This window comes from Planctomycetota bacterium, assembly GCA_026387035.1.
GTDB lineage: Bacteria > Planctomycetota > Phycisphaerae > FEN-1346 > FEN-1346 > JAPLMM01.
In genome coordinates, this window is sequence record JAPLMM010000086.1 from 1 (window position 1) to 7,221 (window position 7,221).

Here is a 7,221-nt window from a genome sequence, read left to right on the forward strand (position 1 = left end):
GGGGGAACTACACGCTCCAGGTGGACGTGAAGGTGGAAGCGTCGCGCGGCGACTACGCGATCGGCGCCGTGGCATGCCGCAGCGCGGACGATTCGGGCTACATCCTGGAGTTGTCGCCGCGGCGCCTGCGCCTGGTGAAGCGGTTCGCGGCGACGGAGGGGCGCGCCGGCCAGGCGGGGGCGCGCCGCGAGCGGCTCCTGCTGGAACCCGTGCAGGCGATCATGCACCTGGGCGAGCCGCCTGCCGAGGGGTGGTGGTACACGATGAAAATCCGCGTCCAGCAGATGGACGACGGCGTGAGCGTGGCCGGGAAGGCGTGGCGGAGCGACACCGACGAGCCGCGCGGCTGGCAGGTGGCGTGGACGGACACGGGCCAGGCGGGGTGCCCGGTGCTCCTGAGGGGGTTGGCAGGCCTCCGGATCAGCGGCGCTCGCGTCCTGGTGGATAACCTGCTGCTCATGAAAGAAGAAACGCCGTAGGCGTCGGTCCGGCGAACGAAGCGACTTGCTCGCGGCACACTCCGGGCCGCGTTTTTTTGCGCTGCGCACCGCTTAGCGGGGTTACATAAGTTTTGCGCGGTGGGTTCGCCGCCCCGCTTGTCCCTGTCCATGTTGGACCCCTTTCGGGGCGGGGCGCTGGCTGGTCGTAGCGCGGGGCCTTGTGCCCCGCGCAGCAAGGCGCGGGGGATAAACCCCCGCGCTACGGCTTTTGTTCTCCCTCGCCCGTTGGGGGCGAGGGTTGGGTGTGGGGCAAAGACACGACGAATAACGAATATCGAACAAGGAACCGCAAAAGGAGGAAGGGAACGGCCTTTCACCCTCACCCCCTCCCTCTCCCATCGAGGGAGAGGGAGACATCAACGGATGTTTTCGACGGAGCAAAAGAATATCTTATCTCTGCGCTCTTGGCGATCCCGGCGCGCCGGGATCGCGTTGTAGAATTAGAGCAAGAACGGATTGGTGCGGGCCTCCTCGGCAACGGTCGTGGGCGGTCCGCCGGCCACGGCACGGCCCGTGGCCGTGCCAGGGTGGCCCGGATAGACGACCGTTTCCGGCGGGAGCACGAGCAGCCGCTTGCGGATGGATTCCAGAAGCGTCTCGTGGCTGCCGCCGGGGAAATCGGTTCGGCCGATGCCGCCCGCGAAGAGCGTGTCGCCGGTGAAAACGACGGGCCTGCCGCCGGGCCCGTCCGCCGAGAACAGGCTGATGCCGCCCTTCGTGTGGCCGGGCGTCGCAAGCACTTCGAACGAAACCGACCCAAGTTCAATGCGGTCGCCGTCCTCCAGCAAGCGGTCGGGCGGCGGGCTCTTGACCCAGGCGCCCATGAGCGGCGAAAGGTTCCGCATGGGACTCCCCAGGAGCCGCGCGTCGCCGGCGCCGACGGCAATGGCCAGGTCCGGCCAGCGTTCTTTCAGGAGGCGATTCGCGTAGATGTGGTCGGCGTGGCCGTGGGTGTTGACGAGAAGTCGCGGCACGAGGCCGCGGGCGTCGCAGAAGGCGACGATGGCCTCGGCGCCCTCCGGCGCGTCGATGACCATGGCCTCGCCGTCGGCCGTGACGACGTACGCCGAAACCCCGTAGCCGCCGAGAACGAACGGCTGAATCTCCATCGTGTGCTCCCAGACCATCGCATCGGAAGTCGCCATTATAGGTTTGGCGCAACGCCTTTCCAGCCGTATCCTCGGCTGCCGGGAGGCGTGGCATGCGGTATGACCTGGTGGGGCTGCTCGTTGCCTGTCTGAGCATTTCGTCGTGCGAAAGGCCAGCCGGCGTCGCGCCGCGGGAGCGAGGCGATTGGCATATTGTAAAATGTGGCCTGACGTGGGACGCGACGATTGCCGATCCCCGGCGGTGGACCCTGGAGCAGTTTGCTGATGGGCCGATCGAAGGGCCGGTCGTGGACGAATGGGGCCGGATTGTGGTCGGAGACGGCCTGGTCGAGGAACGCCGCGACCTTGACGGCGACGGTGTCTGCGAACTCTTTATTCGGGTAGATGTTCCGCAGAGGTTCTGGACGTTTCTGGTGTTCGCGCCCGTCGAGGGCGGATGGAGGTACTTAGGCCATTTCGTCGCTGGACCGTTCCGCATCCTGCCGAAGGACGAGGACGGTCGTCCCCGTCTCGTTGCCTACGAAGCCTGCGGCGGTCACTACGGTTTCATCAATACGTACGTGCACGACGGCGCGCGGTTCGTCTGCGTTGCAAGCGAAGGGTTGGCGGGCGGCGACGGAGCGCCCGAGGAAAACAACCGCCGCTTGGCGGAACTCTTCGGTTGGTAGGGAGGCTGTGCCTCAGGCCCCACGGCCAGCGTAAAAGGCCGGAGCCGCGGTAGGGGGCAGTCGCGGCTCCGGAGTCGAAGGCGCGCTTGCAAGCGCGCCTTGCGTATCGGCGGTGGTTACTCGTCGTCCGGCGGGTCGTCCTCCTCGTCGGATTCGGCGTGTGCGGCGGGGGTGGCGGCGTGGCGGCCTCCGCGCTTCTTCAGCGCCTCCCACTCCTCGAGTGTGAGCAGGCATTCCCTGGCCTGGCTGCCGGCGTAATTGCCGACGAGGCCGTCCTCGGCCATCTGGTCGATGAGGCGAGCGGCGCGGCCGTAACCGACGCCCAATCGCCTCTGAAGGAGCGAGACGCTGCCTCGCTCGTTCGCCAGGACGATCTCGACAGCCTGGTCGTAGAGTTCGTCGTCCGCGCCGTGGGCCAAGAGGTCGTCCTCGGCGTCATCAGTGTCCTGGTCCTCGGCCTTCAGTTGGACGAGTTCCCTCTGGAAGGCGGGCTCGGCTTCCTTCGTGACGAAGTCGAGGACGGCCTGGATCTCCTGCTCGCTGACGAACGCGCCCTGGGCCCGGACGAACTTGTGGGCCCCGGGGGTCATGAAGAGCATGTCGCCGGCGCCGAGGAGTTTCTCGGCCCCCATCGAATCGAGGATGGTGCGCGAATCGACGCGCGTCGCCACCTGGAACGAGATGCGGATCGGGAGGTTCGACTTGATAAGGCCCGTCAGGACGTCGACGCTCGGCCTCTGGGTCGCCATCACCAGGTGGATGCCGACGGCGCGCGACTTCTGCGACAGCCGCGTCACGTGCATCTCGACTTCCTTGGCGGCGACCATCATGAGGTCCGCCAGTTCGTCCACGACGACCACGATGTGGGGCATGTGGTAGATGAGGCGTGCCTGGTCGGCCTCGTTCGCCGCGCCGAAGCGTTCGATGATGTCGTCGCGCGAGAGGCGATTGTACTGGGCGATGTTGCGGACCCGGGCCTGGGAGAGCAGGCGGTATCGTTCGTCCATCTTCTCGACGAGCCAGGCCAGGATCGCCTCGGCCTTGCGCATGTCGTTGACGACGGGGCACAAGAGTTGCGGCAGGCGGCTAAAGACCGACAGTTCCACCATCTTCGGGTCGATGAGCACGAATTTCAGGTCGTCGGGCGTCCGCGTAAACAGGAGCGACATGATGATGGCGTTGAGGCAGACGCTCTTGCCGCTGCCTGTCGTCCCGGCGATGAGGAGGTGCGGCATGACGGCGAGGTCCTTGACGAGCGGATCGCCGGTCGCGTCCTTGCCGAGGAACAGCGGCAGGCCCATGCGCCCCGTCGCGTCGCGGGCCGCCAGGATGATTTCTTTGAATCGCACGATCTGGCGCAACGTGTTCGGCACCTCGACGCCGATCGTGTCCTTGTCGGGCAGCGGAGCGACGATCCGGACGCTCGGCGCCTTCAGGCCGATCGCGATGTCGTCCGACAGGCCGATCACCTTGCCGACCTTCACGCCCGGCGCCAGCGCCACTTCGTACTGCGTGATGACGGGGCCCGTCTCGATGGCGACGACGCGGGCCTCGATGCCGAACTCACGCAGCGTCTGCGTCAACACCTCCGCCTGCTGGCGGACGTAGGCTTCCTGGTCGGTGTCCCCGTCGTGGGCGGCATCCTCCAGCAGGTCGGTCGGCGGAAGTTGATAGTCCTGATTCCGCGGCGTGGAGGGGAGGGGCGTGAACGCGAACTCCTCCTGTTCCTCCTCCTCGGCGGGGCGATGCGTGCGGCGGATGATCACCTGGCGTGGCGGCGGGGCGTCTTCCTCGGCCTCCTCGCGCTCCTCCTCGTCGGCGACCGGTTCCTCGGGCTTCGCACGTCGCGCCCGGCGGACGTCCGGCTCCTCGTCGGCCGCTTCGGCCACGGCGCCCGAGCCTCCCGACGCCGACGCCACCGGCCGGACGACCGTGAACGCCGCCGACGCCAGACGCTTCACCGGAACCCGCGCGCGGCCGGTAATCCACTTGAAAAACTTGTAGATCGCGACCGGCAGCAGGATGCACCACGTGTCCGTCAGGAGCAGAAGACCCACCAGGCCCACCGGCACGAGAAAGAGAACCAGGCCGAACTTGCCCAGGCCCGGCTCGAGGAACCGCCAGATCGAGAGGCCCAGGACGCCGCCGTTCGATTCCGGCAGGCGCGCCTCGGTCTTGATCATGGCGGACATGACCGAGACGGCGACCAGGAGCAGCAAGGCGCCGGTGACGCGGAAGACCTTGTCCTGGACGCCCTTCTGGGAGAGCCAGAGGAACGCCGCCGCCACGAGAAACAAGAGGAGCGGATAGGCCCCGTCGCCGAGGGCCCAGAAGAGCCGGTAGGCGACGTGGGCGCCGACGGGCCCGCACCAGTTGCACACCGGGTCGTTGGGCGGCCAGACGCTCGTAGAGGGCGGGTCCGCCGGGTTGAACGTCAGGACGCTGGTGATGAGAAAGAGGGCGGCGAAGAACGTGACGACGGCCGCAACTTTTCTGCCGAGACTGATCCGGTCCACGGGCACCTCGCTTCCGGTGTGGCACGGCGGGCCTTGTCCCGCCGTGCGTCCGCCCACGGCCGGGCAAGACCGGCCGTGCCACCCATTGTTAGAGGCGCTCAATGCGTGCCGCTTGAGCCGAAGCCCCCGTCGCCGCGGCGGCTGTCGGGCAACTCCTCCACGAGCCGGACCTCCGCCCGCGCGACCGGCGCGACGACCAGTTGAGCGATCCTCAGGCCGCGCGTGATCGTAAACGGCCGGCGTCCGACGTTGCCGACGATGACGCCCACCTCGCCGCGGTAATCCGAATCAATCGTGCCGGGCGAATTGACGACCACCAGGCCGTGCGCGAGCGCCAGGCCGCTCCTCGGCCGGACCTGCACCTCGTAGCCTTCGGGGATGGCGAGAAACAATCCCGTCGGCACGAGTTTGACGTCGCCCGGCTCAAGGGCGATCGGTTCGTCAACGGCTGCACAGACGTCCATTCCCGCCGCCGCCTCGCTCATGTATCGGGGCAGGGGAAGATCCTCACAGCCCGCTTTTCGTCGGACCAGAAGGGTTATCGGCATACGGAATCGGCCTCCTTGAAGCAAACTCGCGGGTTATCGGACGGTTCGCCCCGGCCGCCTTACTGGAAAAAGGGGACGGGAGTATTTTGCCGGAACGGCCCTCTCGTGCTTCGTAGCGAAGTAGCACTTCGCTACTTCGCAGAGTAGCATCGGGTGCTTCGCACAAAATACTCCCGTCCCCTTTTTCTTCAGGCAGCATCCATGGCGGCGGAGGTGTTGCAGGAGCGCTTGGCGTTTCATGGAATGGCTATGATGTCTTTGCTTGCGTCGGCGGGCACGCCGCGCAGCGCTTGCTCCCGGCGGTCTTCGAGGATCAGGCGAACGGCTTCGCGCAGACTTTCCAAGCACTCGGCCTTGGTTCGCCCCTGGCCGTTAGCGCCCGGAATCTCCGGGCAGTAGGAGATGTACCACGGACCGTCCTTTTCGATGACGGCGGTGAACTCGTTGTGCATTGCATTACCCTCCCGGTCTCTTCATCATTATTATACCACGCGACCGGAGCGCGTCCAGCGCCTTGGATTCCCATGGCGAGTTGATACGCGAGGGCTTGCCCCTCGCGCTGCTTTGCGAGCCGGCGGCGGAAGCCGCCGGCCATGCTCCCCGACTTGGCACATGCCACGGCCGATCGGGTGTAGCCGGGTGCTCCCGCCGCCGCCCTGCGGGCTATGGCGGGCAGGCCCGCACCCGGCTCGTACGCGACTCGGCCGGTTGATTTGGCGTCCCGGCGAGGCTATAGTGTCGGCCGACAGCAAATGCTCATTCGGGAGGACGTGCCATGTGGTTTATCTCCGTTCCGCTGCTCGTGCTCATGCTCCTGGTGGTAGGGATCACGATCCTGGTGGTCAAGGGAGGGTCGATCGCGCTGCGCCTGACGGGGCTGGAGGCATCGCGCGCGGACTTCCAGGCCCTTTCGGCGGTCACCGGAACGGGCTTCACGACGCGCGAGTCGGAACTGATCATGGCCGACCCGCGCCGCCGCCGCATCGTCGGCTTCCTGATGGTGTTCGGCAACGTCGTCATCGTGACGCTGATCAGCCTTCTGGTGGGCTCGTTTGCGGCCGTCGCGAGGACGGTCGAAAAATGGTACCTGGAGTATGGCATCGCGGTGGCGGTGCTCCTCATCGGCGGGCTGCTGCTTTACCTGGTTCTGCGGTCGCAGGGGTTGACCCGGCGGTGGAACCGGTGGGTGAACGAGAAACTGACAAGCCGCCTGAAACTCCGCGAGCGGCCCGTGGCCGAGGTGCTCACCCTGGCCGAAGGGCATGGCGTGGCGGAGATCCGGGTCGAGGCCGCCTCGCCGTGCGCCGGCAAAACGCTGGCCGAGGCCGACCTCCGGGCCGCCGGCATCCTGGTGCTGGCGATCCGGCGAGGCGAAGAGGCGCTGCCGAGCCCCTCCGCCGGCGAACGCATCCGCCTGGGCGACCGCTTGGTCTGTTACGGCGAGGTGGCGCGGATGCACGACTTTACGGGAGCGGGCCCCGCCGAGATCCCCGAAACGCCCGAGCCGCCCGAGACGCCTCCGCAAGGGACGTGACGGTCGGGCGGGGGGATGGTATACTGCCGCTGAGCCGCAAGCGGCTAGCGGCCTTCGCCGTGTGGAGGATGTATGTACGAACCAACACGCGATGAGTTCCTGGCGATGGCCCGCCAGGGCAATACGATCCCCGTCTACCGCACGCTCCTTTCGGACCACCTGACGCCGGTCATGGCGTTTCGCAAACTCTTGGACGAGGACGAGCAGGGATTCCTCCTGGAGAGCGTCGTCGGTCTGGAGCGCGTCGCGCGGTACACCTTCCTGGGCGTGCGTCCGCGCGAGACCATCCGCGCGTGGGGCCGGCGAGTGGAGGTGGAGCAGGGCGACCGCGTGACGCGGAGCGAGT

8 protein-coding genes are annotated in these 7,221 nt (G+C 67.0%); 4 read left to right on the forward strand and 4 right to left on the reverse strand.

Annotated elements, in window-relative coordinates:
- Positions 1 to 479 (forward strand): hypothetical protein (locus tag NTX40_02880; GenBank protein MCX5648033.1); only part of this gene is annotated, 479 nt, incomplete at its 5' end.
- Positions 480 to 940: 461 nt separating this feature from the next.
- Here the strand turns inward: NTX40_02880 and NTX40_02885 are convergent.
- Positions 941 to 1,645, reverse strand: coding sequence for an MBL fold metallo-hydrolase (locus NTX40_02885; protein MCX5648034.1), 705 nt, complete (start codon positions 1,643 to 1,645; stop codon positions 941 to 943).
- A gap of 56 nt (positions 1,646 to 1,701) precedes the next feature.
- Between NTX40_02885 and NTX40_02890 the strand changes: the two genes are divergently transcribed.
- The gene (locus NTX40_02890; protein ID MCX5648035.1) at positions 1,702 to 2,277 is read left to right on the forward strand and encodes a hypothetical protein; all 576 of its coding nucleotides are present in this window, start codon (positions 1,702 to 1,704) and stop codon (positions 2,275 to 2,277) included.
- A gap of 116 nt (positions 2,278 to 2,393) precedes the next feature.
- On the opposite strand, the gene NTX40_02895 is transcribed toward NTX40_02890, so the two are convergent.
- The 3 genes from NTX40_02895 to NTX40_02905 all read right to left on the reverse strand — a co-directional run bounded on the left by NTX40_02895 (position 2,394) and on the right by NTX40_02905 (position 5,793).
- Positions 2,394 to 4,793 (reverse strand): DNA translocase FtsK, encoded by a 2,400-nt coding sequence (locus NTX40_02895; protein ID MCX5648036.1) that lies wholly within the window; start codon positions 4,791 to 4,793, stop codon positions 2,394 to 2,396.
- A gap of 98 nt (positions 4,794 to 4,891) precedes the next feature.
- Positions 4,892 to 5,341: a dUTP diphosphatase gene (dut, locus tag NTX40_02900; protein ID MCX5648037.1), complete on the reverse strand. Its 450-nt coding sequence runs from the start codon at positions 5,339 to 5,341 to the stop codon at positions 4,892 to 4,894.
- A gap of 236 nt (positions 5,342 to 5,577) precedes the next feature.
- Complete coding sequence (locus NTX40_02905; protein MCX5648038.1) at positions 5,578 to 5,793, reverse strand: type II toxin-antitoxin system HicB family antitoxin; 216 nt, start codon at positions 5,791 to 5,793, stop codon at positions 5,578 to 5,580.
- 323 nt (positions 5,794 to 6,116) lie between these two features.
- Here NTX40_02905 and NTX40_02910 point away from each other — a divergent pair, with 323 nt between their 5' ends.
- Together NTX40_02910 and NTX40_02915 are read left to right on the forward strand one after the other, a co-directional pair.
- Positions 6,117 to 6,875 (forward strand): TrkA C-terminal domain-containing protein, encoded by a 759-nt coding sequence (locus NTX40_02910; protein ID MCX5648039.1) that lies wholly within the window; start codon positions 6,117 to 6,119, stop codon positions 6,873 to 6,875.
- A 72-nt stretch (positions 6,876 to 6,947) separates the two neighbouring features.
- Positions 6,948 to 7,221 (forward strand): anthranilate synthase component I (locus NTX40_02915; protein MCX5648040.1); only part of this gene is annotated, 274 nt, incomplete at its 3' end.